This is a genomic window from Sphingomonas jinjuensis (assembly GCF_014197105.1).
Lineage (GTDB): Bacteria > Pseudomonadota > Alphaproteobacteria > Sphingomonadales > Sphingomonadaceae > Sphingomonas > Sphingomonas jinjuensis.
Genome location: NZ_JACIEV010000002.1, coordinates 91,485 through 118,084, shown reverse-complemented (window position 1 = coordinate 118,084; position 26,600 = coordinate 91,485). Strand labels below are relative to the sequence as shown.

Below are 26,600 nucleotides of genomic sequence, written 5' to 3'. Positions count from 1 at the left end.
CATGCCCAATCCCAGTGCAATGACGTCGGCCGACATCGAGGCCGCCGGCGGTGACCCGACGGCGCGCAGCCGAACCGTCCGCGCCTCGCTGTTCAACCGGCTGGGTCGCTCGATCAGCCGCACCGGGCTGTCGCTGCCCCCGGTAATGACCGCGCCGCCGACGATCGGCGCGCCGACCGGCACCTCGGCGATCACCGGCACGCTGTTCGCGCCGTACAGCGCCGGCGTCGCCACCGATCTCGACAAGTTCACGCTGATGCGCGGCACCTGGCGGCCGGTGAACGCCACCTATCCGCAATACAGCCTGGCGATCCCCGATGCCGTCACCAATGGCGACGGCACGGCGGGCGGGACGGGCGCCAACAAGTTCGACGGCACCGGCGGCCTCGTGCGGTTTCAGTCGGCCGCGCCCGACCTGGAGATTTGCTTCTACGCGCCCGGCCAGGCCAATGCACAAGGCTTTCGCCTGCGTGTCGACGGCCAGTATGTCCAGACGGGCTCGCTCGGCATGAATGCGGCGACGAACGGCGCGAGCAGCTTCATCCGGCTGACCTGGGGCGACGGCTCGGCGGCGAACCGGCGGATGCGCGTCTACGAGATCGAGGGCCTGCCGCAGTTCAAGTTCGGCGGGGTCAAGTCGGCCGCGATCTATCCGCCGTGCGCGGCGCCGCCGATCGACGGCCTGAACGTCATCGTTCACGGCGACAGCTTCGTCGGCGGCACCGGATCGACCGCGGCGGCGCTGTATCCCGGCGTGGGGTCGCAGATCGCGCTGCTGCTGGGCCAGCCGGGGTGCATCAACTCGGGCGTCGGCGCCACCGGCTTCGTCGCCAACGCCAGCGGTCAGCGCAACACCTTCATCCAGCGCGTCCAGGCCGACGTGATCGCGCGCGCGCCCGACGTCATCGTCGAGATGGGCGGGATCAACGACGAGAACCTGATCGGCGGCAGCGCGGCGACGATGCAGGCGGCGGTGTCGGCCTGGCTCGACGCGGTGATCGGCGCGCTGCCCAATGTGCTGATCTTCATGACCGGGCCGATGACGCCGGGGACGCCGAACGCCAACCGGCTGGCGGCGCGCGACGGCAAGAAGGCGGCGGCGGCGCTGTATCCGAACAACGTCGTCTTCATCGACAACCTGGCCGAAGCCTGGGTGACGGGCACCGGGCGGACGGGCTCGACTAAGGGCGACGGCAACGCCGACTGGGTGACCGGCGGCGCCGACGGCGCCGACCCGACGCACCCGACCGACGCCGGGCATGGCTACCTCGCGATGCGTACCGCGCAGGCGATCGCTGCCAAGCTGCCGAGGCTTTGATGGCGACTGCGGGCGAACCCCGCGCGCCGTCGTGGCGGGACTTTACGCCGACGATCGCACTGATCGTCACGATCGCCGGCATCATCTACGCGTGCGGCGGGACGCTGAGCCAGGTCGCGATCAACGCACGCGACATCGCCGAGCTGAAGATGCGCGTCGACGAGCGCGATCGACAGATGCAGGATCTCCAGGTCCGGATGGCGCGGATCGACGGCAAGCTCGACCTGCTGCTCGAGCGCTCGCGTAAGGCGGGCCAGTGACCGGCGGCGTCATTCTGATGGCGGCCGGCGCGCTGATCGCGTGCATCGTGCCCGCCCACGACATCGTCAGCGCCTGGCGCTGGCACCAGCGCAGCAACCGCCAGCGCTGACGATCCGCGCGGCCGAGACGGCGCGCCTCCGGGAGAAAGAACGATGCTGAGGTGGGACCAATCCGCCGGCGAGATGACGCGTGACGGCGTCTTCGTCGGCAAGGGCTATGCGGGCAAGGGCCGCGGCAGGAACAACCCGGCGATGCAGGATGCGAAGGGCGTCGGGCCGATCCCGCGCGGACGCTGGCGCCTGACCGACGTGAAGGACAGCGCCAACACCGGTCCCTTCACGATCGTGGTCGAGCCGGAGCCCGGCACCGACACCCGTGGCCGATCGGCGTTCCGCATCCACGGCGACAGCATCGCCAACCCCGGCACCGCCAGCCAAGGCTGCATCATCCTGCCGCGCGCGCTGCGCGAGAAGATCTGGCGCTCGGGCGACCGGCTGCTCGACGTCGTCGCGTAGCCGCCGACTTTTCACGATGGGGCCGCCTCGTCGAATCCGGCCGCTCCACCTTTCACCGACCTGAAACCCCCGACGCATTCACGCCGGGTCGGCGGCGCTGCGTCCTTCGGAGATCCCCATGGACTTTCTCGCGCTTCTCAAGACCAGGACCGGCCTTGCCCAGCTCGTCGCGCTCGCCTGCGCGGCCCTCGCCGCCATCGGCGTCCTGCCGGCGTCGATTAATCAGGCCACGCAGGCGGCGATCGTCGCGACCGGCCTGCTCGTCCTCAACGCGGTGACGCTGGTCGCGCGCTTCCACACCGGCGACGACGGCGTGATCGAATGGTACCAGTCTAAGACGATCGTCACCCAGGTGGTTGCCGCCGTTTTCGCGGTGCTCGCCTTCTTTGGCTGCCTGCCCGCCGATCTCGACCAGGCCGGCGTCGTCGCCGGGGTGATGGGCGCCGTCGCGCTGATCAACCTCGTCCTGCGCAAGACGACCACCGCGGCGATCGGCTGATGTGGGGGAAGCTGCTGGTGGGCGCGGGAGGTTTCGCGCTCACCGCCTTCCTCGTCTTTGTCTACGGCGCCGCCTGTGAGGAGCGTGGTCGGCTGGCGGAGCGGGTCGACGGCCGCGATCGCCAGCTCGTGGCTCAGGCCAAGGCTGCCGAGCTGGCGATCGCCGGCGAGCGTCGTGTCGCGGCGGCGATCGGCGCCTACGCCGAACGGGCCGCGGCGCTGAAGCCGATCATCCTCAACTCGCATTCGACGGTGGAACGCTTTGCTTCGACACCTGAGGGCGCTGCCCGCTGCCTTGGCGCTGAGCGCCTGCATGGGATCGACCTGCTCGATCGATCCCTCTTTCCGTTTCCTGACGCCGCCGACGGCAACGATGATCGCGTGCCAGCCGACGCCGGCGCGTCGCCAGGCTGACGGCTCCGCGACCGCGGCCGATACTGAGGGAACGATCCGCGACGCACGCGAGGACCTCGCGAAGTGCGATGCGCGGCGGCGGTTGGCGGCGGACACATTGTACTTCGTTCGCGGCATCGACAGCTAGGGGATCAATAAATTTCGGCTACGAACGGTGCAGTTGATGAATATCAGTCATCGTACACACCACGGCCGCCGCCGAGATAAATCGGCGACGGCCGAGCTTGTTATCTAAATTATAGCCATAGGCAGAAACTATGAAGGCCATTAGCCTTCAAGTGCCGCCGTAAGCAGGTAATATCAATCTATTCGAAGGAACCTTGTCAGGCGTCAGCCGGGCTCGCAGGCCTTTGTGTATTTCGGATCGTTGCAAGGTGGCAAAGGCGCTCGGCACTCATAGTCGCCAGGATGGCAAAATGTTCCATAATTCAAGTCGCCACTGCCACCGCCACCACCACCCTGGCCACCGCTCGCGCAATTGCGGCGAGCCTCTTCTCCGGCGTCAATCGCCTCCTCTTCTGTCGCTCCGTTAGCCAGTGCTAGATTATAGCGTTGCCAAGCCGCCCGTGCGCACGTTTGAGCGGTCTGCGATGTTGCTGACTGCGCACTGACGAGCACAATACATGCGGTGACACAGCGGAGAATCTTTCTCATTGCACTACTCCCGTTGCAAACGTCATTCAACTATGCACCTTGCTTGCACAGAGTCCAGCAAAAGATTTCAATACGACGATATGTGGCAGGGTAGATCGTCGGCGTGGTGAACCTATAACAATTCCAAAGGGCTACGTGATGCGTTAAATCTACTCAATGTCACATAGTACCTTCATCCGTCGAGTTGTGATGGATAGCGCAGCAGGGGTGTCTGCACATAGGGCACGTGAACGATAAGATAGCGTAACGCTGAAAGGTCGAAGCCGTTCAGAATCGGCTGCTCCCTGGTCCTACCAGCATATCGCAATCAACGCGTGGTGGCTGGTCGCGGATGTGCGGCCGCCAAGTCTAGGAAGTCGCCCGAGCGGATCGCCGCGGCCAAGAAGCGCACCGCTTTCTCGCCCTGGACGGCGATGACGTTACTGGCCCGCGCCATCTGCTCGCCGGTGCGGGCGGTGTAGAAACGCTTCACCTCGATCTCGACATCGAAGTCGAGCAGCCGGAAGTCCAGCGCCGAAGGGTTTTGCCCGTCGCGGTCGCCGACGTAGCGGATGCCGGCGTCGATGAGTGCGGTCTCGATGACCCGCTCGAGGTCGTTTTCGGACTTGGGTTTCGCATCGAGCGGCATCGGCCGGAGCGCGGCGATCGCCAGCGCCATCTGTTCGGTGATCGGCCGGGCGCTGCGCTCAAGTGCGTTGATCGTGTCGCGGTGGACGCCCAGGCGCTCGGCAAACGCCGCTTGCGTCAGACCGAGCGCGTTGCGCCGCCGTTTCAATTCGTCGGCGTCCATCTTTCTTCCGGCCTCGTTTTCTTGCCTGTGTGAGGTGGGGCGGGGGTTGGAAGCCCGCCCCGGTAACTCACCCGATCTTCACTGAGAGGTGGAACCTCAGCTTGATCCGGATTTTCAGTCGCTTCATGATCCAGTTGATCATTTCAGCCTCCGGAATATCCGGGCCGGACGATCCGGCCCGGTGAGACTGAAATACGGTAATACGCCGTGTCGCGCAAGCAAAAAACGACATAATGCCGTATTTTATCCGCGAGCCTTATGGATCAGCCGCCTTCGCTCGCGATCGTGAGCCGCCGCTCAAGCCGCGGGGTCGACCGCTGCGGGTACGCCGGCGTCGGTCGGCGTGATCGGCTTGGGGTTCGGCGCGCGGGGCTGGGCAGGGGGGTAGCTGACGAAGCGGATGCGGGCGCCCTTGCCGCCGCAGCCGGGTTTCTCGCCGACGCCGCCGGCGCACCGGAAGCGAAAGCCCGCGATCTCGGCATCGGCCTGGTAGATGCCGCGCAGCAGGACGAAGCCAGAGGGATCGAAGAGCGCGCGCCGGCCGCAACGCGCGCACGTCACCTCGACGTAGAGGCCGTGCTCATGCGCCTGAGCGATGGTGCGAATCGGCCGATAACCCATCACCGCTTGAGAACGCAATGAGAACGAATTCGCGAGGCGGCGACGCGGACGGGCGAGCGCGGCTCCCAAAAATAATGTTGTTTAACAGCAGCTGCTTCGCGCTGTTGTTCAGCGCATGCCGGAGATCCGCGCGGTCTTCACCCGCTTTAACCAGACGGAAGTCGACGTCAGCTATCGCGTCAGCAGCAAGGCGACCGCCGCGCGCGACCTGATTATCTCAAGCGGATGAGGGTATCGGTCGGGGTATCAACCCCGGCCGACGTTCCTCCGATCGACGCAAATCTGCGCCTTTCGCTCGACCAGGGCGGAGGGTGTCTCCGGCTCGCCGTGTCCGCCAGCGGGGTAACTTGATAGAGCCAATCGCACATTACTGACCAGGCGAACGGGTGTCGCTTATTACGCGGCGAGTGTCTGTCGATTTGCAGCTCTTCAGTGCTCCAGTTGCGGATGTCTTCACAGCTTCAGGCAAATCAAAAAAATTGGGTTGTTAAGTTTCCGCTGGCGTGGTCCTCTGTTCTGGAAGCGACTCGGGGGATCGGGGATGCGGTCGGAACCTTTATCTGCATGCTTGGCCATGTTGGCAGTCCCGCTTGCCAGCTGTGCAACTGTACGAGGCGTGCCTGAGCGGGTCATTCCGACGAAGACCGCGGTAGCGCTTGCTGCTCAATACAGTCCCGCGACTACCATCCCAATTTTTATGGATGAGGACGCGGAGCGCGGTGGGATGGACCAGCGTCAGTATCGTGACATGGTCGTTCAGACGAACATGGGCGCAATTGATGCGCGTTACGCAGACTTTCGAGCGCAGCTTTCGTCCGAAGGCAGGGGATCCTCTTTTGGCTTTGATGTTGCAGTGCTTGGTCTAACGACCGGTGCTGCTATTGCGAAGAAGATGATCGCAAGCCGGCTGTCTGCTGCGGCAGCGTTGTTTGCAGGCACCAAGTTTGCGGTCGACAAAAACCTTTACTTCGAGAAAACCTTGCCAGCGATCGTCGCAGCGATGGATACCGCGCGCCTAAAGGTAAAGACTCGGATTGCAGAGAATCTTAAAAAGTCGGCAGCGGATTACCCACTTCAGACTGCCTTCAGCGACCTCAGCGATCTTGAGATAACGCCGTCTATCGATGTAGCGGTCGGAGAGGTGGTAGCGGCTGCCTCGAGCACACGCAGCGAGGCAGAAAAGACGTACAATCTCGCGAAGGAGGCCTGCTCGACCGGGGAGGATCGCGTCGCGGGAAACAGTCGGATTTTTCGTTTCGCGAAAGGTCTGGCTTCCGCGAACAAGCGGACTGAGTTGGACGGTTTGGCGACTATCGCCGGCGTTAAAGACGTCACTGGAACCCCCGCGGACGTCCTGCAGCGTATCCGAGACAGGCTCGTAAGTGACATTTGCTCAAACAAGGAGCTCGATGCAATCATTGCTGCAGCGAAAGCCGAGCCGTGGGGGAGTACGATCTGATGCCCGATATTCCTTTCAACAAGCGGCTAACAATGTTCGGCCTGGAGCGAGAGATCAGGAACACAGAGGCTGTCGGTTACGAGGCTAAGGCGATCGCGGTGAAAGACGCAGCAACGATCGTTAGTTTCGACGACGGCACAGTCGCAGATTCATCGTTCGTCTTGTGGGTCGATCCGACGGGAGCGGCGGTCGGTCCCGGTGGTAGCGAAGCTCTTTTCAGGGGCAAGGCGCTGGTCCAAGGTTTCCCAGCTGGTGTTGCGGTAGCAGCCTTTCGGAAAGCCTGATCGCGGACGGAAATTGAGGCGGCCCGGAACTAGGGCAGGGTGTTCCTAGTGGCCAACGTGCCGATCACCGCCCCCGCGTCGGAAACACCGGCCCGCGCACCGTCATCTGGTCGGCCGGGTAGGGACACTGCAGTCGCCGCACCTCGTCGAACGATCCCGTCAGCCAGGTAGACCAGTCGTCGGGGTGCAGGATCGTGATCATCGCCTTGGGGTGGATCGGCTCGACCAGCTCGTTGGCGTCGCAGGTGACCATCGCGAAGCCGTTGCCCGCGACGGTGCGCTGCCAGAAGCCGGCGACGGCGAAGACCGGCTGGTCGACCACGCTGAACCACATCTCGCCCTTCAGCGGCTTTTTGCCGTCGCCGAGGTCGTGGCGCTCGGGTGTGAATTCGCAGAACTCGGTCAGCGGGACGAGGCAGCGGTTTTCAGGCCGCTCGGCGAGCCGGGTCCACTGCGGCAATGCCAGGTTGCGGACGTTGGTCATCGCCCACTTGGCTTGGCCACCCAGGACGTCCCAGCCCATCACGTCGACGCCCCGTCGCCCTTCCTCCTCGCGCACGACGTAGGCGCGCTCCTCGGGGCGCAGTTCGACAGGGTTGAAGCGGTTGTCGCGCGGCCTGTCGGTCAGCCACCTACCGCCGAACCGCTCGAACAGCGTCTCCGGTTCAGCGGCAAGGCGGGCGCGGTTGCACACCGCTCAGCCGGCGTCGTCGCCGGCCGGCGTGGCGATCGCCGCCGGATCGAGCGGCACGCGCAGCGCCTCGAAGATCCGGTCGAAGTCGTCGGCGGTAAGGCCGCTCTCCTCGTCGACCAGCTCGCCCGCGTTGAACGTCGCGCGGAACCGGCGAAGGTGGATGATCGCAAGGGCAAGAGGCTCGTCCATCGGCCCAGCCTAGAGCGATCGCTGCAGCAGACAAGAAACCTGGGTCAACGTCGCGGCGCGCGCTGATCCGCCGGCCGCGACCGTCGGCGCGAACCCTCCCTCCCACCATCGGATGAAACGATGCTCACGATCAACGACGTGCGCCGCGCGCGGCCGCGCGCCGCCGGCTACAAGCTGACCGACGGCGCCGGCCTCCACCTGTTCGTCGCTCCGAGCGGCCACAAGTCGTGGCGGCTGCGCTTTCGCTTCGGCGGTCGCGAGCAGCTGCTGACGATCGGCGCCTGGCCCGACGTGTCGATCGACGAGGCGCGGGCGAGCGGCGCCCGCGCCCGCGCGCTGCTCGACCGCGGCGAGGATCCGCGCGCCCGCTTCCGCGAGGCGGCGCCGACGCGCGACTTCGCAGCGACCGCCCGGCGCTGGCACGCGCTGATGGCGGGCCGGTGGAGCGCGGTCCACGCGGCCGACGTCCTCGCCAGCCTCGAGCGCGACATCTTCCCCGTCATCGGCGCGATGCCGATCGCCGCGATCACCGCGCCGGTGGTGCTCAATGCGCTGCGCCGGGTCGAGCAGCGCGGCTGCTTCGAAACCGCGCGGCGGGTTCGCCAGCGGATCTCGGCGGTGTTCGTCTTCGCGATGGGCGAGGGGCTGATCGACGCCGACCCGGCCGCGGTGATCGGCAAGGCGCTCCAGCCGCCTGCGCCACAGCGCGGCCACCCCGCGATCGTCGATCCCGCCGAGGTGCGGCGGCTGCTCGCCGCGGTCGACCAGCTCGACGCGGCGCAGGCGGTGACGCTGGCGTCGCGCTTCCTCGCGCTGACCGCGGTGCGCCTGGCGGCGGTCCGCCACGCCCGGTGGCTCGAGATCGAGGAGCTCGACGGCCCGGCGCCGCTCTGGAGGGTGCCGGCGGCGCACATGAAGCTCGGCGCGGCGAAGAAGCTCAGTGCCGACAACGACCACCTGGTGCCGCTCTCGCCGGCGGCGGTCGCGGTCCTGCGCGAGGCGCGGGCGTCACGGACCTGCATTCCCACGATGCACATCTTTCCCGGCCGCGACGACGACGCACCGATCGGCGAGGCGGCGATCGGCGCGCTCTACGATCGCGCGGGCTTCGCCGGCCGGCACGTGCCCCACGGCTGGCGGGCGAGCTTCTCGACGATCCTCAACGAGCGGTTCCCGGCCGAGCGCGCGACGATCGACCGCGCGCTGGCGCACGCGGCGAAGGACAAGGTCGAGGCCGCGTACAACCGGTCGGAGCAGCTCGCCGCCCGGCGTCGCCTTTTCGAGGCGTGGGGCGAGATCCTGACCGCGCCGTGATCCGTCGCCGCGTGCGCGCCGCCGACGGGGAGGGGACCGCAATCCGCCGCCACTCCCCCCTCAGGCAGCCCGGGGCGGCGCAAGCCGCCACGTTCCGACAGCCGGGTCTTGGCTGTCGGGTGAGGACGGGGGCCGTCGGTGCGGCGTGGGGGGAGAACAAACTCACGCCGGTCTCGCGTTCAGCGAGACCGTTCCTTATTCCTTCGATCCTGAGGGCGGATAGAGCACATTCTATGTACTCGCGTTGGCGGCGAGGGCGGCGCGCGCCTCGATGGCCTCCCCCAAACGGGAGAGCACATCGACCAGGCCGGGATCGGCCGGGGTCCGCGGCCCGTCCGGCCTCACCGTGGCCGGCACGCGGCCCAGCCGCCGCAGCTTGGCCACGAGCAGCTGCTTGAAGCGCTGGAAGGTGCGCGAGGCCATCCGGCGCTGGTGGTCGAAGTAATAGGCGTTCGACGTCTGCTCGCGCTGGGGCGCGAAGGCGCCGTCGTTGCCCGTCGCGATCGACCGGCGCACCCAGGCGACGAAGCCGTGCGCCTTCAGTCGCCTGAGCGCCGCGACGACGCTGTTGCGGTGGCACCCCGCCTCGGCCGCGATCGTCTCGATCGAGGGGAACAGCCGGCCGGTCGCGAACTCGAGGTGTCGCAGCAGCCCGCGCAACACCGTCAGGTCGGTGCGCCGCAGCCGAGCCCGTGCGCGATCGAGGAAGGCGTCGAGCCTGGCGATAGCCTGGCGCAGCGTCGCCGGCCGGCCGATCGGCGCGGCGCCGCCGGCGACCAGGCCCTCCAGCTCGTCGGCCAGCGCCGCGCGCTGCGCCCGCGCCTCGCGTATTTCGCGCAGCGGCATGTCGCGCCACTGCTCGCGGTACAGCTCCTCGGCTGCCTGGATCAGCGCCTCGCGGTGCGCCAGGCCGGCGCCGACCGAGCCATCCTCGATCCTGCGCCACGGCTTCGCGCGCGGATCCTCGTGATCGTAGCTGTCCCGACGAACCTCGGGGTTGGGGCCGCGCTTGCGGCCGGTGAAATGGGCGGCGAGCTTCTTTTGGAGCTGCTTCGCGAGCCGGGCATTCTTTGCCTCGGTCGAATGGGTAAACGACATCGTTTCGGCCCCCGGGCGGGAAGGTCGATGGGCGCACAAAAGCGCCGGCCGAGACACAGGTCTCAGTCGCGCGCTGGCGTGATGACGGTGCTGTTGAGCAGGCGAGCCGCGCTTACGGCGGAGCGCGGATCCTCGCTAACGATGTCGAAGGCGGGCCGCGCGCAGCGGCCCAAGTCGTCAAACCTTAAGTGTCTTGACCGGATGATGTCGGGTGTAGCATTCCTCCGCTACCATCCTTCGCCGCGGCGGTACGCCGGCGTGCGGACATCCCCTCTATACCACTCGTTAACACCCTGGCTGCTAGCCGGTTCTCTTGCATGGGCGAGAGATCGTGATGGATTACCATTGGGGTGACGAGCGACGGTTGATGGAACGCCGGCAGGCGATCGATCCCAATTACACGGGGCCCGAGCGGCGTCAGGGTGAGCGGCGGAGGTATCGCGCGCGATCGCGCAATATCGTGGCGCCGACGATCGCGGCGGTGCTCGCGTTCGCGATGGTCGATGCGACAATCTGGAACAGCTATTACTGGCGCGCCGCGGTCAATCGCCTGAACGACGACGCCGCGACGACGCGCGCCTGGGGTGCGAACATCTGGCATCTGGGCTGATCGGCTGACGGTTCAAATTCCGCCTCATCTATCCTAGATCGGCTGCCGACTCCCACGAAGGTTGCCGTTGCCATGACCACCCATCACACCCGCATGCTCGTCCTCGGTTCGGGGCCGGCGGGGCTGTCCGCCGCGATCTATGGCGCGCGCGCGGGGATGAAGCCGATCGTCGTCCAGGGCATCCAGCCCGGCGGCCAGCTGACGACGACGACCGACGTCGAGAATTACCCGGGCTTCGCCGACGTCATCCAGGGCCCCTGGCTGATGGAGCAGATGCAGAAACAGGCCGAGCACGTCGGCACCACCATGATGTGGGACACGATCACCGAGGTCGACCTGACGCAGCGGCCGTTCCGGCTGGTCGGCGATGGCGGCGACACGTATCTCGGCGATGTGCTGGTGATCGCGACCGGGGCGCAGGCGAAGTGGCTGGGCCTCGAAAGCGAGGACGCGATGAAGGGTAAGGGCGTCAGCGCCTGCGCGACGTGCGACGGATTCTTCTATCGCGGCAAGAAGGTGGCGGTGATCGGCGGCGGCAATACCGCGGTCGAGGAGGCGCTGTACCTGACTAACCACAGCGACGACGTGACGCTGATCCACCGCCGCGATTCGCTGCGCGCCGAGCGCATCCTGCAGGAGCGGCTGTTCGCGCATCCGGGCATTACGGTGCTGTGGAACAAGGAAGTGCGCGAGTTCGTCGACGGCGGCGGCAACGCGGGTCTCGTCGCGCTGGAGCTGGAGGATACCGTCACCGGCGAGCATTCGCGGATCGACGTCGATGGCGGCTTCGTCGCGATCGGGCACCATCCGGCGACCGAGCTGTTCCGCGGGCATCTCGCGCTCGACGACGACGGCTATGTCAGCGTCGAGATCGGCTCGACCCGCACCAGCGTGCCGGGCGTCTTCGCGTGCGGCGACGTTCAGGACAAGGTGTATCGCCAGGCGGTGACGGCGGCAGGGACGGGCTGCATGGCGGCGCTGGATGCCGAGCGCTTCCTGGCGGAGATGGAGTTCCAAGAGATGGCCGAGGCGGCGGAGTAGGCCACGGCACCGTCATCCTGAACTCGGTTCAGGATCTCTTGCCGTATCGCGCCGTCGTGAGGAGATGCTGAAACAAGTTCAGCGTGACGGTTTTCGGGGAACTAGCTCAGCGTCTTCGCGGCGCAGAAGGTGACCAGCGCGCCGAAGGTTTCGAGCATCTCGCCGTCGACCTCGTCGTCCTCGATCAGGATGCCGAGGCGATCCTCGATCTCGGTCAGGACACCGGCGACCGCCATCGAGTCCATCTCGGGCATCGCGCCGAACAGCGGGGTGTCGTCGTCCAGCGCGTCGGCGCGGGTGGCGGAGAGGCCGAGCGTGTCGCGCAGCACGGCGCGGACGGTGGTGGCGACCTGGGGGTAGGTTTCGGGGAGCAAGCGGCAGCTCGTCGATCGTTGCGAAGGCCTGTGCGTTAGAGCGCGGGGGTGAATTCGGCAACGGGGGTGCGTATGACGCGCGCCATGGTGTCGCTCGATCCCGTTCCCCAGCCCATCGACCACGTCCTGCGCGGGGCGGCCGGCGCCATCGCGCTGATCGATCGCGGCGGGATGTTGACCGTCGCGCAGGCCGAGGCCGCCGTCGGCGCGATAGCGGCGTGGCTGGCGGCGCGGGGCCTGGCGCCGGGCGAGCGGGTAGCGACGTGGCTGCCCAAGACGCGGGTCGCGTGCCTGATGCCGCTGGCGGCGGCGCGGGCGGGGCTGGTGCATGTGCCGGTCAACCCGCTGCTGCGGCGGGCGCAGGTGGCGCATATCCTGGGGGATAGCGGGGCGCGGCTGCTGGTCAGCCAGCCGGCGCGGGTGGCGACACTGGCCGATGGCGACGTGCCCGAAGGGTGCGCGGTGATCGACGAGGCGGCAGTGCCGCTGGCGGGCGATGGGCTGGGCCGGTCGAGCGCCGATCCCGACGGGCTGGCGGCGATCCTCTATACCTCGGGTTCCACGGGGCGGCCCAAGGGGGTGATGCTGAGCCACGCGAACCTGTGGCTGGGGGCGATCAGCGTCGCGCATTACCTGAAGCTGGCGGCCGACGACCACGTGCTCGGCGTGTTGCCGCTGTCGTTCGACTATGGGCAGAACCAGTTGCTCTCGACCTGGGCGGCGGGGGCGGCGGTGGCGCCGCTCGACTATCTGACCGCGCGCGACGTGGTGAAGGCGGTCGAGCGGACGGGGGCGACGACGCTGGCGGGGGTGCCGCCGCTGTGGGTGCAGTTGCTGGAGGCGACATGGCCCGATGCGGTGGCCGGGCAGCTGCGGCGGGTCACCAATTCGGGCGGGGCGCTGACGATGCGGCTGGTGCGTGGGCTGCGCGACCGGTTTCCCAATGCCGACGTCTATCCGATGTACGGGCTGACCGAGGCGTTTCGTTCGACCTATCTCGACCCCGCGCTGGTCGATGCGCATCCCGATGCGATCGGCCGGGCTATCCCCTTCGCCGAGGTCAGCGTGCGGCGGGAGGACGGGACGATAGCAGCCGTCGGGGAACCGGGGGAACTGGTCCATGCCGGCCCGCTGGTCGCCAAGGGCTATTGGCAGGATGCCGAGCGGACAGCGCAGCGGTTTCGCGCCGAACCCGACGGCAGCCTGGGGGTGTGGTCAGGTGATACGGTGGTGCAGGGCGAGGATGGGCTATTGCGCTTCGTCGGGCGTGATGACGAGATGATAAAGTCGGCGGGTAACCGTATCAGTCCGCAGGAGATAGAGGAGGCGGTGATCGCCGGCGGCGAGGCGCGCGAGGCGGTGGCGGTCGGCATTGCCGACGAGCGGCTGGGCCAGGGAATCGCGGTGGCGCTAGCGGGCGATGCGGCCGGCGAGGAGGGCCTGCGCGCACGGCTGCGCGGCGAGCTGCCGAGCTTCATGCAGCCGCAACGCTATGTCTGGTTCGACGAGCTGCCGCGCAACGCCAATGGCAAGCTCGACCGAGCGGCGATCGCAGCACGGCTGCGGGAAGGATTGACGTCGTGAAACCGATGGGGCCGGTGCCTGTGGGGTTTGCGGGGCAGCAGGGTACGCTGACCATCGCGGGAAAGGCTGCGGAGGCGTGGGTGGAGGCGGCGGGGGATACGCCGCTGTTCGTCTATGACCGCGGGCTGATCGCCGGGCAGGTGGCGCGGTTTCGCGCTGCCTTTGCCGATGTCGACCTGCATTATGCGATCAAGGCCAACCCGCTGCCGTTACTGCTCGACGCGATGGCGCCGCTGGTCGATGGATTCGACGTCGCGTCGAAGGGCGAGCTCGCGACCGCGCTGGCGTCGAAGCCGGCCGCCCGGATCAGTTTCGCCGGGCCGGGCAAGCGCGACGACGAGCTGGCGGCGGCGATCGAGGCTGGAGCGACGCTGAACGCCGAGTCGGAGGGCGAGGTGGCGCGCGCGCTGGCGATCGGCGAGCGGCGGGGTTTGACGCCGCGGATCGCGGTGCGGGTCAATCCCGAGCTGGAGCTGCGCGGATCGGGGATGCGGATGGGCGGGAGACCCTCGCCGTTCGGGGTCGATGCGGTGCGCGCGGCGGCGCTGGTGCGGGTCATTCGCGACGCCGGCGCGGATTGGCGCGGGTTCCATATCTATGCGGGAAGCCAGGCGCTCGATGCGGGCGCGGTGGCGGAGGCGCAGGCGGCGACGCTGGCGCTGGCCGGGCGACTGGCGGCGGAAGCGGGCGCGATGCCGCCGCTGGTCAATCTGGGGGGTGGGTTCGGCGTGCCCTATTTCGCCGGCGACGTGCCGCTGGATGTCGAGGCGGTCGGCGAACGATTGGCGGAGGCGATGGCGGGTCGCGCGGACGTGCTGCGCGAGACGCGGTTCGCGATCGAGCTGGGGCGGTGGCTGGTGGCGGAGGCGGGCGTCTATCTGACCCGCGTCGTCGATGTGAAGCAGAGCGGCGGGGAGACGTTCGTCGTGGTCGACGGCGGGCTCAATCACCAGCTGGCGGCGTCGGGCAATTTCGGGACGGTGGTGCGGCGGAACTATCCGCTGGCGCATGCCGGGGCGATGGGGGCGGACGTGATCGAGGAGGTGTCGGTGGTGGGGCCGCTGTGTACGCCGCTCGATCGATTGGGCGATCATGTGGGCTTGCCGCGATTGTCGGTGGGCGATCTAGTCGCGGTGTTCCTGGCCGGTGCCTATGGCGCGAGCGCGAGCCCGGCGGGGTTCCTGGGACACCCGCCGGCGCGGGAGATGGTGGTCGGCTAGACCGGGATCAGCCGAAGCTGTGAAGCCATGACCAGCGGGCGAACATCTCCGGCCAGAGCGAGCCGGGATTGTCGCGGGGCAGGCGGGTGCCGAAGCCGTGGCCGCCACGCTCGAGGAAATGCGCTTCCACGGGTACGCGGGCGACGCGGGCGGCGGCGAAGCTGTCGAGCGAATTGGTGACGGGCACGGTCTGGTCGTCCTGGGCATGGACGAGGAAGAGCGGCGGCGTCGTGCGAGTGATGCGGCGGTCGACGGCGTAACGTTCCTGCATCCGCGGGTCGGGATCGGGGCCGAGCAGTTGCTGACGCGAACCGCCGTGGCTGCGGCCCGGATCGACGGTGGAGACCGCGTACATCAGCCCCGTCCAGTCGGGCCGCGCGCTGTCGCGGTCGGCGCGATCGATCGGGGCATAAGCCTCGACATCGGACAGCGTCGCCAGCGAGCCGGCGAGATGGCCGCCGGCGGAAAAGCCGATGCAGCCGAGCTTGCCGGGATCGATCGCGTAGCGTCGCGCCTCGTACCGGATCAGCCGCATCGCCCGCTGCGCGTCGGCGAGCGGGACGTTCGCGCGGTCGGCCCAACCCTCGCCGGGCAGGCGATAGGCGAGGACGAAGCAGGTGATGCCGTGCGGCAGCAGCGCCTGGGCGACGTCGATGCCCTCGTTGCGCTGCGAGGTGATCGAATAGCCGCCGCCCGGGATGATGAGCACGCCGCGGCCGTCGGGACGGGCCGGACGAAAGACACCGAACAGCGGCTGGATCGTGCCGCGCAGCTGGATGTCACGATAGCCACCCGGGCGGTCGGTGATCGTCGGTTCGGGACGCAGCCCCGGCGGCACGCGGATCGCACCCGCCTGCCACAGCGGCACTGCCTCTGCCGGTGGCCAGCTGGGTAGCGGGGCGGTGGCCTGAGCGAGCGCGGCACCGGGGACCGCCGCGGCCCCGGCGGCGAGTAGATGGCGGCGGTCGATCATCGCAGCTTGGCGATCGACAGGCCGTCGGCCTTGGCGCGGTCCTTGGTCGATTCCTCGCTGCGTTTCAGCGCCTTGGCGATCGCCTTCAGCGCCATGCCCTTCTTCGCGAGGGTGTGGAGCTTCTGGATCTCGTCGGTGGTCCAGGGCTGGCGGTGGCGTTCGAAGCCCTCTCCCTTGGCCATCAGAACACCGCCATGGCGGCATGGAGCGTGAGCGCGAAGAGCGCGATGCTGGACAGCAGGAAGAGCATGAAGCGAGGCCTTACCCGGTTCGACGTCGCCTGCACCAGACTATGCGCGATGCGAAGGCCGACATAGGCCCAGGCGATGGCGGTATTGACCGGATGATCGGCGCCGGCGAGCGCGATCGTCAGGCAGACCGCGTAGAACAGTGTCGGCTGTTCCATCAGGTGATTATAGTTGTGGGCGATCCACTGGATCTCGGGCGGCAGGCCGCGATCGGCGTCGCTCGCCTTGGTGCCGACGAGCTTGCCGAGATCGATGCCGGCGCGGCGCATCGCGGGCAATCGCGTCGCCAGCATCCAGACGAGCATGACGATCGACCAGGCGATCAGCGCGACGACGGGACGGAGAATGTCGTGGGTCATGGCGGCTCCCATCAGCGGGTGGTGACGATCTGGTGGACGAAGCGCAGCTCGGTGCCGCCTTCCCCCTTGGCGATGCGCACCGGGTCGGTGAGCTGCTGGGTAATGACGAGCAGCGATTCGTGGCCGCCGGGCAGGGGGCGCACCTCCTGGATCGCGCGGATGCGGATCGACTCCACGGTCATGTCGGCGGGCTTCTGCGCGGCGAAGCCCGGGCGCGTTTCCTCGAAGGCGGCGACGGCGCGCCGATAGGCGGCAAGGTCGAGTGGCGCGGTGCCGATCCCGGCGCGCACCGAGCAGGCGTGATAGGGCGGCAGTTCGATAAAGATCGAGATCGAGCGGCCATCGGGACCGGGCAGCCGCCAACCGCGACCGGGGTCGTCGCGCAGCGTGGTTTTCACCTCGGCCGGCGTCAGCGGGATGGCAGCCTTGCGCTTCATCAGTTCGTCGACGGCGGCGTCATAGGGGAAGGTGCGCAGGCAGACCTCGTCGTAGAGCGCGGCAAGCTGGTCGGGCATCGAGCCGGGAGCGGGCGCGGCTGTGGCGGCTTGCGCGAGGAGGGCGGCGAGGAGGAGCGGCATCAATGGATCCCCTGGTGGACGGGGAGTGTGCGTTGGGTGGGGCTGTGGCTCAAGGGGCTGTCGTGCCCCTTTGGTGAGCTTCGGCAGCCCGCATCCACCTCCTTCGTCATTCCCGCGAAGGCGGGAATCCATTGGCGCGGAGCGAAGGGCGGGAGCCGTGACGTCAGCCTGTATGGATCCCCGCCTTCACGGGGATGACGGTGTTGCGCGTATCAAATGGGAACTTGACGGGCCGTCACGGGAGCTAATCCCGTGACGTCGGACGCGGGGCTTTCGCCCCGCGCCGGCCGGCCAGTCGCCGTCTCGCAGATAGCTTGCGCTATCTGCGTGCGGCTCAGGCGAACAACTTGGCCCAGCCGCGCTTGGCGCGATCCTTCCAGTGGCCGCGGTGATAGGCGTCGGACGCCAGCAGCGGCATCACCGAGCCGGCCTCGGCGAAGACCATCTGCTCGATGCCGGTGTTCACCTTGCCCCAGCTGGCCGCTTCCTGCAGCGTCGACGACGAGCAGGCGCCATCGCGGACGTCGGCGACGGTGATCTGGACGGCGTACTTGTGGACCTCGACATCCTCGTGGCCGAGGATCTCGGCGCACACGACGGTGTCCTGGATGAAGTTCTTGGGCACGCCGCCGCCGATCATCAGCAGGCCGGTGGTGCCTGCCTGGATCTTGATTTCGGTCAGCTCGCGGAAGTCGGCGATGGCGTCGAGCACCATGTAAGGCTGACCCGCCTTGGCGCGATCGACCTGGTGCTTGACGAGACCGAAGCCCGCCGAGGAGTCGACGAACGCCGGGCAGAAGATCGGCACGTCATGCTCATAGGCGAGCTTGACGAGGCTGTTGTCCTTCTTGCCGTGCTCGACCAGATACTTGCCCATCTCGCGGATGAAGGCGCGCGACGAATAGGGCTTGGGATCGAGCGACTCGGCGATCTTGTTGATCGTGTGGTCGCAGTCCTGAAGCTGCTCTTCGTCGATATAGGTGTCGTAGATGCGGTCGATGTAGAGCGAACGCAGCGTGTCGTCGTCGGGAATCTCAAGCGCCTGGTAGTGCTTGTGGCCAAGGCCCTCGAAGAAATCCATGTCGACGATGGTCGCACCGGTGGCGACGATGACGTCGACCATGTTGTTGCGCACCAGCTCTGCATACAGGTCCATGCAGCCGCCGGCCGAGGTCGAGCCGGCGATGACGAGGCAGACGGTGCAGTCCTTGTCGGCCAGCATCTCGTTGTAGATCTTCGTCGCGCGGCCAAGGTCGCGGCTGGTGAAGCTCATGTCGCTCATCGCGTCGACGATCGGGCGCGCGTCGAAGCTCTTGATATCAATGTGCTTCACCTGCTTCGACAGCAGCTCGGCCTTGCGGGTGTCGTTGATCGGCGCGTTCGCCGCCGCGGTCTTGGTCAGGGTGTCGGTCAATTTCCGGTCCTCGAATTCACAGCCGTCATCCCCGCGGAGGCGGGGATCCATCGTCGCTGAACTTGCGGCAGGAGCCGATCGGTCAGCCAATATGGATTCCCGCTCTCGCGGTAATGACGAGAGATTGCGTGAAGGCTGTTACAGCGTGACGACGTTCGACGCGACCCGGCGCTCGACGTCGGCGTATAGGCTGGCCATCGGTTCGTCGGTGACGATCACCGTCTCGTCCGATCCGAAGCCGTTGAACGCGGTACGCATCGCCGAGCCATAGGCGCCGAGCATGCCGATCTCGATATAGTCGCCGGCCTGGACGTCGGCCGGCAGCAGGAACGGGCCCGCCATATGGTCCATGTCGTCGCAGGTCGGGCCGTAGAAGGAGAAGGGATGATCGCGCACGTCCGATTCCGGCTCGCGCAGCAGCGCGACGGGGAAGCGCCAGCCGATATGCGCCGCATCGAACAACGCGCCATAGGCGCCGTCGTTGATGTAGAGCTCGGCACCGCGGCGCTTCTCGACGCGGACGACGAGCGAGGCATATTCGGCGCAGAGCGCACGGCCCGGCTCCGCCCACAGCTCGGCCGAATAGCTCACCGGCAGCGATTCGAAGGCGCGGTGGATCGTCTCGAAGTAAGCCTCTAGCGCAGGCGGCTCCATGCCGGGATAGACCGACGGGAAACCGCCGCCGACGTCGATGACGTCGACCGTCACCGCCGCCTCGACGATGGCGGCACGCACGCGCTCCATCGCCTCGGCATAGGCCGACGGGGTCATCGCCTGGCTGCCGACGTGGAAGCAGATGCCAAGCGCGTCCGCAGCCTGGCGGGTGCGGAACAGCAGTTCGCGCGCCTCGTGCGGCAGGGCGCCAAACTTCGAGGCGAGGCTGAGCTTCGAATGCTCCGACGACACGCGCAGGCGGACGCACAGCGTCAGGTCGCTGGCGTTGCGGGTGGCGCGCACGATCTTTTCCAGCTCTTCGATCGAATCGAGGCTGAAGACGCGGACGCCATGGGTGAAATACGCCTCGGCGATCGCTTCCTCGGCCTTGACCGGGTGCATGAAGCAGAGCGTGGCGCCCGGCACCGTGCGCGCGACGAGGCGAACCTCGGCGAGGCTGGCGACGTCGAAATGCGTCACACCGTTGTCATACAAGGTGGCTAGCAGCTCCGGGCTCGGATTCGCCTTGACCGCGTACATCGTCCGGCCCGGAAACTTCTCCGTGAAGAAGCGGGCGGCGCGCGCACCGGCGTGCGGGCGAATCAGCGTCACCGGCTGAACCGGCGCACCCTTGGCGATATCGATAGCCCCCTCAACGATTCGAGAAGACGAGGTCGAACGGGGGGCTACCCCCAGCGCGCAATGATCCTGGTGCAACTCAAGGGACCTCCAATGCCAGGGGCAACGCCCCGGTCTTCTGTTGAACAAGCACTGCCTTGCGGTGGAAGTCCCATGGGGCAGCGGAGGCGGGCAGATAGGGGTAACGGACCCCCATGTAAAGTGTTTCGGCGCCCCCGATTTTGCGGCAGGGACGAGGCGTGACGATCGTGAGACAACCGACCCGCGCGGGCACCCGCGACGCCGCTGCAAAGCTGGCGGCGATCCTGCCGCCGACCCCGCTTTTCACCGCCGATATCAAGGGGGTGACAGTCGCGTTCAAAGCCGAGTCGCTGCAGCCTGTCGGCGCCTTCAAGATCCGCGGCGCGTGGCATCGGCTGACCGCTCTCGACGAGGCGACTCGGGCGCGGGGGGTGGTCGCCTTTTCGAGCGGCAACCATGCGCAAGGCATCGCCTGGGCCGCGAAGCGACTCGGCATGCCGGCGACGATCGTGATGCCGCACGACGCGCCGGCGGCGAAGCGCGACTCGACGCTGGCGCTCGGCGCCGAGGTCGTCGGCTATGACCGGATGCGCGAAAGCCGCGAGCAGATCGCCGCGCGGCTGGCGGAGGCGCGCGGCGCGACGCTGGTGCCGAGCTTCGACGATCCCTGGGTGATCGAGGGGCAGGGCAGCGCCGGGATCGAGGCGGCGGCGCAGATGGCTGAGCAGGGCCTTGGCACGCCGGCGCGGGTCGTGGTGCCATGTGGTGGCGGCGGGCTGGCGGCGGGAATTGCGCTGGCGCTGCCCGAGGCGCGGATGACCATCGCGGAACCCGAGGGCTGGGACGATATGCGGATGAGTTTGGAAGCGAGCTGGATCGAGCCGGTCGGCGCCAATCCGCCGCCGACCAAGTGCGACGCGCTGATGACGACGCGCGTCTCGCCGCTGACCTTCGACGTGCTGTCGCGCCGCGATGCGACCGGCGTGGCGGTGAGCGAGGAGGAGACGGCGGCGGCGCAGCGCTGGGCGGCGGAGCGGCTGCGGCTGGTGATCGAGCCGGGCGGGGCGGTGGCGCTGGCGGCGGTACTGGCGGGCAAGGTCGCGGCGGCGCCGGGGATGCTCGTCATCCTGTCGGGCGGCAATGTCGACCGGGCCGACTATGCGCGGGTGCTGGCGGCATGAACGCGGCGCTGGTGTCGATCGCCCATGCGGCGCCCGCGATCGCGATGCTGGCGTGCTTCGCCTGCGTTGCCGGCGGATCGGTGCTGATCGTGCGCGGCCGCGATCGACGCAAGGGCGTGCTGATGCTGGTGATGGCGGTGGTGCTGCTGGTCAACGTGCTGATCTGGGTCGGGTAGATCGACCCGCCGCAGCAACGTTTCAACCCGTTCGTGCTGAGCGAAGTCGAAGCACAGGCCCCAGACGATGTCGCCTGAAACTTGTCCTTCGACTTCGCTCAGGACGAACGGCTGTCGGCTGACTTAACCTGATACCGCTCAGGCCATGGCCAATCCGCTGCACCAGGCTCACTTGATCGGCGAGTTGGGATCTAGCCGCATGTCGAGATAGCGATCGACCGACTGCATCAGCTCGGGCATCTCGTGCTCGAAGAAATGGTTCGCCTTCGGGATCGTGTCGTGGTGGATCGTGATGTGCTTCTGCGTGCGGAGCTTGTCGACGAGCTTCTGCACCGAGCCGGGGGTCACGACCTCGTCGTTCTCCCCCTGGATGATGATGCCCGACGAGGGGCAGGGGGCGAGGAAGGTGAAGTCGAACATGTTCGCGGGCGGCGCGATCGAAATGAAGCCGCGGATCTCCGGTCGGCGCATCAGCAGCTGCATGCCGATCCACGCGCCGAAGCCCGATCCGGCGACCCAGGTCGACGAGGCTTCGGGATGGAAGCTCTGCACCCAATCGAGCGCCGACGCAGCGTCGGACAGTTCGCCGATGCCGTTGTCGAACGTCCCCTGACTCTTGCCGACGCCGCGGAAGTTGAAGCGCAGCGTGGCGAAGCCGCGGCGCTGGAAGGTCTTGTACAGCTCCTGCACGATGCGGTTGTTCATCGTGCCGCCCGCGCTAGGATGCGGGTGAAGGATCATCGCGACGGGCGCGCGAGGGCGGGGCGCGGGGGCGAAGCGCCCTTCGAGGCGGCCTTCGGGGCCGGGGAAGATGACTTCGGGCATGGATCTCGCAAGGTCTAGGTCGCGCCCGGTGGAGCGCGGATCGTGGCGCGCTATATAGGGACGAGCGCTTCTCACGCAAATTGGAACGAACCCTGGACCGTCTCTATCTCGATCATGCCGCGACTACGCCGATGACCGATGCCGCCAAGGCCGCGGTGATCGAGGGCATGGCGCGCTGGGCCAACCCGTCGAGTCCGCATGCCGAGGGGCGTGCGGCGCGCGCGGCGCTGGAAGCGGCACGGGCGGCGATCGGCGCGGCCTATGGCTGGCGCGGCGAGGTGCTGCTGACGAGCGGTGCGAGCGAGTCGCTAGCCATCGCGCTGGGGCGGGGCGTGGCGGCGCGGCGGCTGGTGTCGGCAGTCGAGCACGACGCCGCGATGCGTGCGGCTGGGGCGGCCGAGATGGTGCCGGTCGGAGCGGATGGGGTGGTGGACCTGGGGGTGCTGCCATCGCTGCTTGGGCAGAGCAAGCGGGCACTTATCGCGGTGCAGTGGTGCAACAGCGAGACGGGGGTTCTTCAGCCAGTCGCCGCGGTGGCCGCCGTCGTTCACGAGGCCGGCGGGCTGCTGCTGGTCGATGCGGCGCAGATGCCGGCGGGTGTCGATGATGCGGTCGCCGAGCATGCTGATTTCGTCGCGCTGTCGGCGCATAAGCGCGGCGGGCCGGCCGGCGTCGGTACGCTGCTCGTGCGCGACCTGGCGACGCTGACGCCGACGGGCGGGCAGGAGCGGGGATACCGACCGGGGACGGAGAATCTGCCGGGCGTGCTCGGCTATGCCGCGGCGCTGCGCGAGGCCGAGCCGATCGAGCGCTGGACGGCGATGCGTGCGAGGCTCGACGATGCGGTGCGCCGGTCTGGGGGCGAGGTGGTGGCGGACGCGAGCCTGCGGCATCCCGCGATCGCCTCGTACCGATTGCCGGGCGTGGCGGCGGCGGCGCAGTTGATCCGGTTCGACCTCGCCGGGATTGCCGTGTCGGCGGGCAGCGCGTGCAGTTCCGGCAGCATGAAGCCGAGCCATGTCCTCGGCGCAATGGGCTGGAGCGAGACGGCGGGGCGCGAGGTGGTGCGGGTGAGCTTTGGGCGGGATACGCGCGAGCAGGATGTGACTCGCTTCATCACCGCCTGGCGCGACGTGGCGCGGGCGACGCGGACGTTCGCAGCGTGACCTATCTCGACTATCAGGCGACGACACCGCTCGATCCGCAAGCGCTGGCGGCGATGCTGCCGTGGCTGGAGCGGCAACACGCCAATCCGCACTCTTCGCACCGTGCAGGGCGTGAGGCGAAGGCGGCGGTGGAGGTGGCGCGGGGACGGGTCGCGCGCCTGCTGCCTGCCGGAGGGACGGTGTCGTTCACCAGCGGCGCGACCGAGGCGCTGAACTGGGCGATCAAGGGCAGCCGTGGGCCGACCGTGACGCTGCCGACCGAGCATGCCGCGGTGCTCGACACGGTGGCGGCATCGGGGCGAGAGCATCGGCTGCTGCCGGTGGGGGCGGATGGGATCGTCGAGCTGGCGTCGGTGCGCGAGGCGCTGGGCGGCGAGCCGGGGTTGCTCGCGGTGATGCTCGTCAACAACGAGATCGGGGTGGTGCAGCCGATCGGCGAGCTCGCGGCGATCGCCCGTGAGGCCGGTTGGTTGTTCCTGTGCGATGCGGTGCAGGGGGCGGGGCGAATCGACCTGCCCGACGGCCCCGACCTGATCGCGGTGTCGGCGCACAAGATCTATGGGCCCAAGGGGATCGGGGCGTTGTGGACGCGCGACGGGCTGACGCTGGCGCCGTTGCTGCATGGCGGCGGGCAGGAGGCGGCGGGGCGTTCGGGCACGCTGTCGCCGGCGCTGTGCGCTGGCTTCGGCGCGGCGGCGGCGCTGATGGTCGAGCGGCATGACGAGGATGCGGCGTTGGTCGAGCGACTATGGGATATCGCCACGGCGCGGCTGGCGGGCTGGACGATCAACGGCGATGCCGAGCGGCGCTATCGCGGCAACCTCAACGTGCGGCGCGAAGGGTTGGACGTGGCGCGGCTGATGAGCGACCTGCGCGACGTCGCCTTTTCGGCGGGATCTGCCTGCGCGAGCGGATCGGGGCGTTCGAGCCATGTGCTGCGCGCGATCGGGCTCGACGAGCGGGCGGCGCGGTCGTCGCTTCGGCTGGGCTGGGGGCGCTATACGACCGAAGGCGAACTGGCGGGGGCGATCGACGCGATCGTCGCGGCGGCGGATCGCCAGCGGGTCGCGGCATGATTCGGGTCGTGTTCGAGCGGGATGGCGTCGTCAGCGAGGCGATGGCGGCCGAAGGGCGGACGCTGCTCAGCGTGGCGCAGGAGCACGGCCAGCCGCTCGAGGGGACCTGCGGCGGTGATATGGCCTGCGCGACATGCCATGTGGTGATCGATCCGGCGGATTTTTCTCGGCTGTCGGCGGCGTCGGCGGAGGAGGAGGATATGCTCGACCTGGCGCCGGGGGCGGGGCGGACCAGCCGGTTGGCGTGTCAGCTGGTGTTGACGGCTGGACTGGACGGGCTGCGGGTTCGGGTTGCGTAGACCCGGGAGCGATGCCCCTCCCTGGAAGGGAGGGGTTAGGGGTGGGTAGTCGACGCGAACGCCCCGCTCTGCGAGGCTCCTTACCCACCCCCGACCCCTCCCTTGCAGGGAGGGGAGCACGGCCGGGTTAAGCCGCGGTCAGCAGGCGCTTTTCGCCGGCGATGCGCATCATCGCCTTTTGCAGCTTCTCGAAGGCGCGGACCTCGATCTGGCGGACACGTTCGCGCGATACGCCGTAGACTTGGCTCAGCTCTTCCAGCGTCTTGGGATCATCGGTTAGCCGACGCTCGGTCAGGATGTGCTTCTCGCGATCGTTGAGGTCGTCCATCGCGCTGACGAGCATGGTGTGGCGGACGTCCGCTTCCTGCTCCTCGGCGACGACTTGGTCCTGCAAGGGACTGTCGTCGGCCAGCCAGTCCTGCCATTGCCCCTCGCCGTCTTCGTTCATCGAGACGTTGAGGCTGGTATCGCCGCCCATCGCCATGCGGCGGTTCATGTTGACGACGTCGGTTTCGGGCACGCCGAGGTCGGTCGCGATCTTGGTCACGTCCTCGGGACGCAGATCGCCATCCTCGAACGCATCTAGCTTCGACTTCATCCGGCGCAGGTTGAAGAACAGCTTCTTCTGCGCGGCGGTGGTGCCCATCTTCACCAGGCTCCACGAGCGCAGGATATATTCCTGGATCGAGGCGCGGATCCACCACATCGCATAGGTGGCGAGGCGGAAGCCCCGGTCGGGCTCGAATTTCTTGACGCCCTGCATCAGGCCGATGTTGCCCTCGCTGATGAGCTCGGACGTCGGCAGGCCGTAGCCGCGATAGCCCATCGCGATCTTAGCGACGAGGCGCAGGTGGCTGGTCACCAGCTTCGCAGCGGCTTCGGTATCGGCATGTTCCTGGAACCGCTTGGCGAGCATATATTCCTCCTCCGGCTGGAGGATCGGGAATTTCTTGATCTCGGCAAGGTAGCGGTTCAGGCCCGCCTCGCTGCCGAGCGCGGGGATCGTCGCCGGGACGTTGCTGCGGGCTGCCATCGTCGAAAATCTCCCTAGCTGGGGCGTTCTTCCCGCACTGCGGCGAAGTCGCCTGTCCTATACGTGAAGCTCGGTGAACAGTTCCTGCATATCTGCGGGAAGCTGGCTTTCGAACGCCAGCGCGGCGCCCGTCACCGGGTGAATGAAGCCGAGGCGTGCGGCGTGCAGCGCCTGGCGCTGGAAACCGAGGCGCTCCAACAGCGCCCGCTGGCTTCCTTTTGTTCTACCGTAAACCGGGTCGCCGAGCAAGGCGTGACCAAGCGATGCCATGTGGACGCGCACCTGATGCGTGCGCCCGGTTTCGAGGCGGCATTCGACCATTGCGGCGTCATGCAGCCGCTCGATCGTCGAATAATGCGTCACCGCGCGCTTGCCGCCGGCGACGATCGCCATCTTCTTGCGGTTCTGCGGGCTGCGGCCGAGCGGCGCGTCGACGCTGCCCGCCGACGGCTTGGGCACGCCGCCGACGATCGCCTTGTAGCGGCGGTCGATGCTGTGCGCCGCGAACTGCTTCGCCAGGCCTTCGTGGCTGCGGTCGGTCTTGGCGGCGACCATCAGGCCGCTGGTGTCCTTGTCGATGCGGTGGACGATGCCCGGCCGCGCAACGCCGCCGATCCCCGACAGCGAGCCGCCGCAATGGTGGAGCAGCGCGTTGACCAGCGTGCCGTCGAGGTTGCCGCACGCCGGGTGGACGACGAGGCCGGCAGGCTTGTCGACGACGATCAGATGCTCGTCCTCATAGGCGACGACGAGCGGGATATCCTGTGCCTCGTTGTGCGCAGGCGTGGGATCGGGGACAGCGACGGTGAAGACGTCGCCCGCCGTGGCCCGCTTGGCGGGATCGCGGGTGAGGATGCCGGCGCGCTGCACCTGGCCGGCGGCGATCAGCACCTTTAGCCGTTCGCGCGAGACCGTCGGGACCGCATCGGCGAGCGCGCGATCCAGGCGCCAGCCGTCGGCGGCAGGTGCGATGGTCGCTTCGATGATGGAAACCCCCCGGTCCATTCTGTAGGCGAAATG

32 protein-coding genes are annotated in these 26,600 nt (G+C 67.8%); 17 read left to right on the top strand and 15 right to left on the bottom strand.

The annotated features are described in order from the left end of the window. Position 1 precedes the first annotated feature (1 nt). From GGQ80_RS03860 to GGQ80_RS03840, 5 genes are all read left to right on the top strand, one after another. Complete coding sequence (locus tag GGQ80_RS03860; RefSeq protein ID WP_183982583.1) at positions 2-1,318, top strand: SGNH/GDSL hydrolase family protein; 1,317 nt, start codon at positions 2-4, stop codon at positions 1,316-1,318. Further along, complete coding sequence (locus tag GGQ80_RS03855; protein ID WP_183982582.1) at positions 1,318-1,578, top strand: hypothetical protein; 261 nt, start codon at positions 1,318-1,320, stop codon at positions 1,576-1,578. Before GGQ80_RS03860 ends, GGQ80_RS03855 begins: the two co-directional genes overlap by 1 nt. Positions 1,579-1,731: 153 nt before the next feature. Then, positions 1,732-2,094 (top strand): tlde1 domain-containing protein, encoded by a 363-nt coding sequence (locus GGQ80_RS03850; protein ID WP_183982581.1) that lies wholly within the window; start codon positions 1,732-1,734, stop codon positions 2,092-2,094. Positions 2,095-2,212: 118 nt separating this feature from the next. Continuing rightward, on the top strand, positions 2,213-2,593 hold the full coding sequence (locus GGQ80_RS03845) for a hypothetical protein (RefSeq protein WP_183982580.1): 381 nt from the start codon (positions 2,213-2,215) through the stop codon (positions 2,591-2,593). Continuing rightward, positions 2,593-3,006: a hypothetical protein gene (locus GGQ80_RS03840; protein ID WP_183982579.1), complete on the top strand. Its 414-nt coding sequence runs from the start codon at positions 2,593-2,595 to the stop codon at positions 3,004-3,006. The genes GGQ80_RS03845 and GGQ80_RS03840 overlap by 1 nt, the downstream gene beginning before the upstream one ends. A 961-nt stretch (positions 3,007-3,967) precedes the next feature. On the opposite strand, the gene GGQ80_RS03835 is transcribed toward GGQ80_RS03840, so the two are convergent. Both GGQ80_RS03835 and GGQ80_RS03830 read right to left on the bottom strand, forming a co-directional pair. Beyond that, positions 3,968-4,450, bottom strand: a complete 483-nt coding sequence (locus GGQ80_RS03835; RefSeq protein ID WP_183982578.1) for a helix-turn-helix transcriptional regulator — start codon at positions 4,448-4,450, stop codon at positions 3,968-3,970. A 297-nt stretch (positions 4,451-4,747) separates the two neighbouring features. Beyond that, the gene (locus tag GGQ80_RS03830) at positions 4,748-5,071 is read right to left on the bottom strand and encodes a hypothetical protein (RefSeq protein ID WP_183982577.1); all 324 of its coding nucleotides are present in this window, start codon (positions 5,069-5,071) and stop codon (positions 4,748-4,750) included. 616 nt (positions 5,072-5,687) lie between these two features. On the opposite strand from GGQ80_RS03830, the gene GGQ80_RS03825 reads away from it, so the two are divergent. Continuing rightward, on the top strand, positions 5,688-6,530 hold the full coding sequence (locus GGQ80_RS03825) for a hypothetical protein (RefSeq protein ID WP_183982576.1): 843 nt from the start codon (positions 5,688-5,690) through the stop codon (positions 6,528-6,530). Continuing rightward, complete coding sequence (locus tag GGQ80_RS03820; protein ID WP_183982575.1) at positions 6,530-6,814, top strand: hypothetical protein; 285 nt, start codon at positions 6,530-6,532, stop codon at positions 6,812-6,814. The genes GGQ80_RS03825 and GGQ80_RS03820 overlap by 1 nt, the downstream gene beginning before the upstream one ends. 64 nt (positions 6,815-6,878) lie before the next feature. Here the strand turns inward: GGQ80_RS03820 and GGQ80_RS03815 are convergent, their stop codons facing one another. Then, on the bottom strand, positions 6,879-7,508 hold the full coding sequence (locus GGQ80_RS03815) for an SOS response-associated peptidase family protein (RefSeq protein ID WP_183982574.1): 630 nt from the start codon (positions 7,506-7,508) through the stop codon (positions 6,879-6,881). Between the two features lie 3 nt (positions 7,509-7,511). Continuing rightward, positions 7,512-7,697 (bottom strand): hypothetical protein, encoded by a 186-nt coding sequence (locus tag GGQ80_RS03810; protein WP_183982573.1) that lies wholly within the window; start codon positions 7,695-7,697, stop codon positions 7,512-7,514. Between the two features lie 120 nt (positions 7,698-7,817). Between GGQ80_RS03810 and GGQ80_RS03805 the strand changes: the two genes are divergently transcribed. Further along, positions 7,818-9,011 (top strand): tyrosine-type recombinase/integrase, encoded by a 1,194-nt coding sequence (locus GGQ80_RS03805; protein WP_183982572.1) that lies wholly within the window; start codon positions 7,818-7,820, stop codon positions 9,009-9,011. A 231-nt stretch (positions 9,012-9,242) separates the two neighbouring features. Here the strand turns inward: GGQ80_RS03805 and GGQ80_RS03800 are convergent, their stop codons facing one another. Further along, entirely contained in the window at positions 9,243-10,109 is an 867-nt protein-coding gene (locus GGQ80_RS03800) for a helix-turn-helix domain-containing protein (protein WP_183982571.1), read from the bottom strand. A gap of 367 nt (positions 10,110-10,476) precedes the next feature. Here GGQ80_RS03800 and GGQ80_RS03795 point away from each other — a divergent pair, with 367 nt between their 5' ends. Further along, positions 10,477-10,719: a hypothetical protein gene (locus tag GGQ80_RS03795; RefSeq protein WP_183982570.1), complete on the top strand. Its 243-nt coding sequence runs from the start codon at positions 10,477-10,479 to the stop codon at positions 10,717-10,719. Between the two features lie 72 nt (positions 10,720-10,791). Beyond that, a complete protein-coding gene (gene trxB / locus GGQ80_RS03790; protein ID WP_183982569.1) occupies positions 10,792-11,760 on the top strand; it encodes a thioredoxin-disulfide reductase in 969 nt (322 codons plus the stop codon). 101 nt (positions 11,761-11,861) lie between these two features. On the opposite strand, the gene GGQ80_RS03785 is transcribed toward trxB, so the two are convergent. After that, positions 11,862-12,134, bottom strand: coding sequence for an acyl carrier protein (locus GGQ80_RS03785; protein WP_183982568.1), 273 nt, complete (start codon positions 12,132-12,134; stop codon positions 11,862-11,864). 84 nt (positions 12,135-12,218) lie between these two features. Between GGQ80_RS03785 and GGQ80_RS03780 the strand changes: the two genes are divergently transcribed. Together GGQ80_RS03780 and GGQ80_RS03775 are read left to right on the top strand one after the other, a co-directional pair. Then, the gene (locus GGQ80_RS03780; RefSeq protein WP_183982933.1) at positions 12,219-13,718 is read left to right on the top strand and encodes an AMP-binding protein; all 1,500 of its coding nucleotides are present in this window, start codon (positions 12,219-12,221) and stop codon (positions 13,716-13,718) included. After that, complete coding sequence (locus GGQ80_RS03775; RefSeq protein ID WP_183982567.1) at positions 13,715-14,938, top strand: pyridoxal-dependent decarboxylase, exosortase A system-associated; 1,224 nt, start codon at positions 13,715-13,717, stop codon at positions 14,936-14,938. The genes GGQ80_RS03780 and GGQ80_RS03775 overlap by 4 nt, the downstream gene beginning before the upstream one ends. 7 nt (positions 14,939-14,945) lie before the next feature. Here the strand turns inward: GGQ80_RS03775 and GGQ80_RS03770 are convergent, their stop codons facing one another. The 6 genes from GGQ80_RS03770 to GGQ80_RS03745 all read right to left on the bottom strand — a co-directional run bounded on the left by GGQ80_RS03770 (position 14,946) and on the right by GGQ80_RS03745 (position 19,881). Next, positions 14,946-15,911: an alpha/beta hydrolase gene (locus GGQ80_RS03770; RefSeq protein WP_183982566.1), complete on the bottom strand. Its 966-nt coding sequence runs from the start codon at positions 15,909-15,911 to the stop codon at positions 14,946-14,948. Then, positions 15,908-16,093 (bottom strand): hypothetical protein, encoded by a 186-nt coding sequence (locus GGQ80_RS03765; protein ID WP_183982565.1) that lies wholly within the window; start codon positions 16,091-16,093, stop codon positions 15,908-15,910. The genes GGQ80_RS03770 and GGQ80_RS03765 overlap by 4 nt, the downstream gene beginning before the upstream one ends. Beyond that, the gene (locus GGQ80_RS03760; RefSeq protein ID WP_183982564.1) at positions 16,093-16,518 is read right to left on the bottom strand and encodes an MAPEG family protein; all 426 of its coding nucleotides are present in this window, start codon (positions 16,516-16,518) and stop codon (positions 16,093-16,095) included. Before GGQ80_RS03760 ends, GGQ80_RS03765 begins: the two co-directional genes overlap by 1 nt. Positions 16,519-16,529: 11 nt before the next feature. Then, complete coding sequence (locus tag GGQ80_RS03755; RefSeq protein WP_183982563.1) at positions 16,530-17,096, bottom strand: NMCC_0638 family (lipo)protein; 567 nt, start codon at positions 17,094-17,096, stop codon at positions 16,530-16,532. Between the two features lie 334 nt (positions 17,097-17,430). Continuing rightward, positions 17,431-18,510 carry a 1,9-bis(guanidino)-5-aza-nonane synthase gene (locus GGQ80_RS03750; RefSeq protein ID WP_183982562.1) on the bottom strand — a complete coding sequence of 360 codons (1,080 nt, stop codon included), beginning with the start codon at positions 18,508-18,510 and terminating at the stop codon, positions 17,431-17,433. Positions 18,511-18,648: 138 nt separating this feature from the next. Beyond that, on the bottom strand, positions 18,649-19,881 hold the full coding sequence (locus GGQ80_RS03745; RefSeq protein ID WP_183982561.1) for a type III PLP-dependent enzyme: 1,233 nt from the start codon (positions 19,879-19,881) through the stop codon (positions 18,649-18,651). Positions 19,882-20,042: 161 nt separating this feature from the next. Between GGQ80_RS03745 and GGQ80_RS03740 the strand changes: the two genes are divergently transcribed. Then, on the top strand, positions 20,043-21,005 hold the full coding sequence (locus GGQ80_RS03740; RefSeq protein ID WP_183982560.1) for a pyridoxal-phosphate dependent enzyme: 963 nt from the start codon (positions 20,043-20,045) through the stop codon (positions 21,003-21,005). Then, a complete protein-coding gene (locus GGQ80_RS03735) occupies positions 21,002-21,181 on the top strand; it encodes a hypothetical protein (protein WP_183982559.1) in 180 nt (59 codons plus the stop codon). Before GGQ80_RS03740 ends, GGQ80_RS03735 begins: the two co-directional genes overlap by 4 nt. Before the next feature lie 168 nt (positions 21,182-21,349). Here the strand turns inward: GGQ80_RS03735 and GGQ80_RS03730 are convergent, their stop codons facing one another. Further along, positions 21,350-22,006, bottom strand: coding sequence for an alpha/beta hydrolase (locus tag GGQ80_RS03730; protein ID WP_183982558.1), 657 nt, complete (start codon positions 22,004-22,006; stop codon positions 21,350-21,352). 80 nt (positions 22,007-22,086) lie between these two features. Between GGQ80_RS03730 and GGQ80_RS03725 the strand changes: the two genes are divergently transcribed. The 3 genes from GGQ80_RS03725 to GGQ80_RS03715 are packed head-to-tail and all read left to right on the top strand — an operon-like array spanning position 22,087 to position 24,547. Next, positions 22,087-23,172, top strand: coding sequence for a cysteine desulfurase family protein (locus tag GGQ80_RS03725; RefSeq protein ID WP_183982557.1), 1,086 nt, complete (start codon positions 22,087-22,089; stop codon positions 23,170-23,172). Then, a complete protein-coding gene (locus GGQ80_RS03720) occupies positions 23,169-24,248 on the top strand; it encodes an aminotransferase class V-fold PLP-dependent enzyme (protein WP_183982556.1) in 1,080 nt (359 codons plus the stop codon). The genes GGQ80_RS03725 and GGQ80_RS03720 overlap by 4 nt, the downstream gene beginning before the upstream one ends. Continuing rightward, positions 24,245-24,547: a 2Fe-2S iron-sulfur cluster-binding protein gene (locus tag GGQ80_RS03715; RefSeq protein WP_183982555.1), complete on the top strand. Its 303-nt coding sequence runs from the start codon at positions 24,245-24,247 to the stop codon at positions 24,545-24,547. The genes GGQ80_RS03720 and GGQ80_RS03715 overlap by 4 nt, the downstream gene beginning before the upstream one ends. A 127-nt stretch (positions 24,548-24,674) precedes the next feature. Here GGQ80_RS03715 and rpoH read toward each other — a convergent pair whose 3' ends face one another. Together rpoH and GGQ80_RS03705 are read right to left on the bottom strand one after the other, a co-directional pair. Then, positions 24,675-25,580 (bottom strand): RNA polymerase sigma factor RpoH, encoded by a 906-nt coding sequence (gene rpoH, locus GGQ80_RS03710; RefSeq protein ID WP_183982554.1) that lies wholly within the window; start codon positions 25,578-25,580, stop codon positions 24,675-24,677. 57 nt (positions 25,581-25,637) lie between these two features. After that, positions 25,638-26,585, bottom strand: a complete 948-nt coding sequence (locus tag GGQ80_RS03705; protein WP_183982553.1) for an RluA family pseudouridine synthase — start codon at positions 26,583-26,585, stop codon at positions 25,638-25,640. Positions 26,586-26,600 lie beyond the last annotated feature (15 nt).

Bases quoted from the DNA above. Each gene is read 5' to 3' on its own strand.
- GGQ80_RS03730 (WP_183982558.1), bottom strand. From the start codon at position 22,006: ATGCCCGAAGTCATCTTCCCCGGCCCCGAAGGCCGCCTCGAAGGGCGC.
- GGQ80_RS03760 (WP_183982564.1), bottom strand. From the start codon at position 16,518: ATGACCCACGACATTCTCCGTCCCGTCGTCGCGCTGATCGCCTGGTCG.
- GGQ80_RS03855 (WP_183982582.1), top strand. From the start codon at position 1,318: ATGGCGACTGCGGGCGAACCCCGCGCGCCGTCGTGGCGGGACTTTACG.
- GGQ80_RS03755 (WP_183982563.1), bottom strand. From the start codon at position 17,096: ATGCCGCTCCTCCTCGCCGCCCTCCTCGCGCAAGCCGCCACAGCCGCG.
- GGQ80_RS03765 (WP_183982565.1), bottom strand. From the start codon at position 16,093: ATGGCCAAGGGAGAGGGCTTCGAACGCCACCGCCAGCCCTGGACCACC.
- GGQ80_RS03845 (WP_183982580.1), top strand. From the start codon at position 2,213: ATGGACTTTCTCGCGCTTCTCAAGACCAGGACCGGCCTTGCCCAGCTC.
- trxB (WP_183982569.1), top strand. From the start codon at position 10,792: ATGACCACCCATCACACCCGCATGCTCGTCCTCGGTTCGGGGCCGGCG.
- GGQ80_RS03800 (WP_183982571.1), bottom strand. From the start codon at position 10,109: ATGTCGTTTACCCATTCGACCGAGGCAAAGAATGCCCGGCTCGCGAAG.
- GGQ80_RS03835 (WP_183982578.1), bottom strand. From the start codon at position 4,450: ATGGACGCCGACGAATTGAAACGGCGGCGCAACGCGCTCGGTCTGACG.
- GGQ80_RS03820 (WP_183982575.1), top strand. From the start codon at position 6,530: ATGCCCGATATTCCTTTCAACAAGCGGCTAACAATGTTCGGCCTGGAG.
- GGQ80_RS03810 (WP_183982573.1), bottom strand. From the start codon at position 7,697: ATGGACGAGCCTCTTGCCCTTGCGATCATCCACCTTCGCCGGTTCCGC.
- GGQ80_RS03705 (WP_183982553.1), bottom strand. From the start codon at position 26,585: ATGGACCGGGGGGTTTCCATCATCGAAGCGACCATCGCACCTGCCGCC.
- GGQ80_RS03830 (WP_183982577.1), bottom strand. From the start codon at position 5,071: ATGGGTTATCGGCCGATTCGCACCATCGCTCAGGCGCATGAGCACGGC.
- GGQ80_RS03850 (WP_183982581.1), top strand. From the start codon at position 1,732: ATGCTGAGGTGGGACCAATCCGCCGGCGAGATGACGCGTGACGGCGTC.
- GGQ80_RS03860 (WP_183982583.1), top strand. From the start codon at position 2: ATGCCCAATCCCAGTGCAATGACGTCGGCCGACATCGAGGCCGCCGGC.
- rpoH (WP_183982554.1), bottom strand. From the start codon at position 25,580: ATGGCAGCCCGCAGCAACGTCCCGGCGACGATCCCCGCGCTCGGCAGC.
- GGQ80_RS03805 (WP_183982572.1), top strand. From the start codon at position 7,818: ATGCTCACGATCAACGACGTGCGCCGCGCGCGGCCGCGCGCCGCCGGC.
- GGQ80_RS03715 (WP_183982555.1), top strand. From the start codon at position 24,245: ATGATTCGGGTCGTGTTCGAGCGGGATGGCGTCGTCAGCGAGGCGATG.
- GGQ80_RS03840 (WP_183982579.1), top strand. From the start codon at position 2,593: ATGTGGGGGAAGCTGCTGGTGGGCGCGGGAGGTTTCGCGCTCACCGCC.
- GGQ80_RS03795 (WP_183982570.1), top strand. From the start codon at position 10,477: ATGGAACGCCGGCAGGCGATCGATCCCAATTACACGGGGCCCGAGCGG.
- GGQ80_RS03770 (WP_183982566.1), bottom strand. From the start codon at position 15,911: ATGATCGACCGCCGCCATCTACTCGCCGCCGGGGCCGCGGCGGTCCCC.
- GGQ80_RS03780 (WP_183982933.1), top strand. From the start codon at position 12,219: ATGGTGTCGCTCGATCCCGTTCCCCAGCCCATCGACCACGTCCTGCGC.
- GGQ80_RS03735 (WP_183982559.1), top strand. From the start codon at position 21,002: ATGAACGCGGCGCTGGTGTCGATCGCCCATGCGGCGCCCGCGATCGCG.